Annotated in this window: 2 protein-coding genes; one reads left to right on the top strand and one right to left on the bottom strand. The window is 72.1% G+C overall.

Annotated elements, in window-relative coordinates; all coding sequences use genetic code 11:
- Nucleotides 1-343 precede the first annotated feature (343 nt).
- Nucleotides 344-871: a bacterial proteasome activator family protein gene (locus H5J33_RS35030; protein WP_181798684.1), complete on the top strand. Its 528-nt coding sequence runs from the start codon at nucleotides 344-346 to the stop codon at nucleotides 869-871.
- Between the two features lie 130 nt (nucleotides 872-1,001).
- Here the strand turns inward: H5J33_RS35030 and H5J33_RS35025 are convergent.
- Nucleotides 1,002-1,472 (bottom strand): PASTA domain-containing protein (locus H5J33_RS35025; protein WP_181798683.1); only part of this gene is annotated, 471 nt, incomplete at its 5' end.

Raw genomic sequence — 1,472 nt, 5'->3', positions numbered from 1 at the left:
ACCGTGGACGCCGTCGACAACCGGTGGAGCGCGCGGGCGGGCCCGGCTCGGCGGCGTGCGCGGGCGGGCTGCCGTGGACGACGGCGATGCCGTACCACGGCAGCGTCGCGGCCGTGAGGACGGCCGACAGCCGCAGACAGCGGAACGTGAGTCGCAGGCGTGGAGTCACGTCGGTGACCTCCCGGAGCCCAGGTGTCGTGACTGATGGATAACCGACGGGAACCAGCCTCACATCCCGCCCCGAAAAGGGCATTCCGGATTGGGCCGTCGGGTCGAACCGGTGGATCCGCGCCACGCGGGGGCACCACGGTGACGAGGTGGTGGCGTGCGAGAGAATGGCGGCATGGAGATGCCGAGGAACGAACGGTCGCCGGAGAATCCCCAGATCCTCGTCGTGGGTCAGGACGGGATGGCACTCGGCGGCGGGGACGAGGACTCCCGTGAGACCCCGGTGACGGAGCAGGTGGAGCAGCCGGCCAAGGTCATGCGGATCGGCAGCATGATCAAGCAGCTGCTGGAGGAGGTGCGGGCGGCTCCCCTCGACGAGGCCAGCCGGGTGCGGCTGAAGGAGATCCACGCCAGCTCCGTGAAGGAGCTGGAGGACGGCCTGGCCCCCGAGCTGGTCGAGGAACTGGAGCGGCTCTCCCTGCCGTTCACCGACGACGCCACTCCGAGCGACGCGGAACTGCGGATCGCGCAGGCGCAGTTGGTGGGCTGGCTGGAGGGCCTCTTCCACGGGATCCAGACGACGCTGTTCGCCCAGCAGATGGCCGCGCGGGCCCAGCTGGAGCAGATGCGCCGCGCGCTCCCGCCGGGGGTGGCCGGCCACGAGGGCGGCGACGAGCACCACGCGGGCGGCCCGTACCTGTAATCCGCGCACCCCGCGCCCGGAACGCACCCGCACGATCCGACACGACACGGAAGGGCCCGGCGGACGACCGCCGGGCCCCTGTCATGTCCCGTGCCCGTACGGCGTGCGCGGGCCGTGCCCTGCCCGCCGGCTACTGCGGGGGATTGCCCGTCGACACGCTCAGTTCGATGGTGCCCACGTCGTCCGGGTCGACATCGGCGCCCTGGGCGGGGAACTGCTTCAGGACGGTCCCTTCGCCCCAGGTGTTGTCGTCGTTGTGGTCGATGGTCCACTTCCAGCCCGCGGCCTGGAGGCACTCCTTCACGGAGTCGATGTCCTTGTACCGGAAGTCGGGCAGCTCGATCTTGGCCGAGTCCTGCCACGACTCCTGCGGGTCGGTGCACTCGCTCTTGTCGATCCGCCGCGTGTGGTCCGGCGGGCGGTAGCCGGCCCGGTGGGACGCGGACGCCGAGGCGTCGGCGCCGCCGCCCTTGTCGTCCGCGCCGCCGTCCTTCAGCGTGAGCGCGACGGTCACCCCGGCGACCACGATGGCCGCCACCGCGGCCGAGGCGATGATCACCGGCCGTCTGCCGCGCCCGGAACCGCCGGACGGCCGGGACGT

The organism is Streptomyces sp. WELS2, from assembly GCF_013870595.1.
Classification (GTDB): domain Bacteria; phylum Actinomycetota; class Actinomycetes; order Streptomycetales; family Streptomycetaceae; genus Streptomyces.
The sequence above is the reverse complement of the archived record's forward strand: the minus strand, read 5'-3'. Positions and strand labels throughout refer to the sequence as shown.

Coding starts and splice junctions, on each gene's coding strand:
- H5J33_RS35030 (WP_181798684.1), top strand. CDS start 344: ATGGAGATGCCGAGGAACGAACGGTCGCCGGAGAATCCCCAGATCCTC.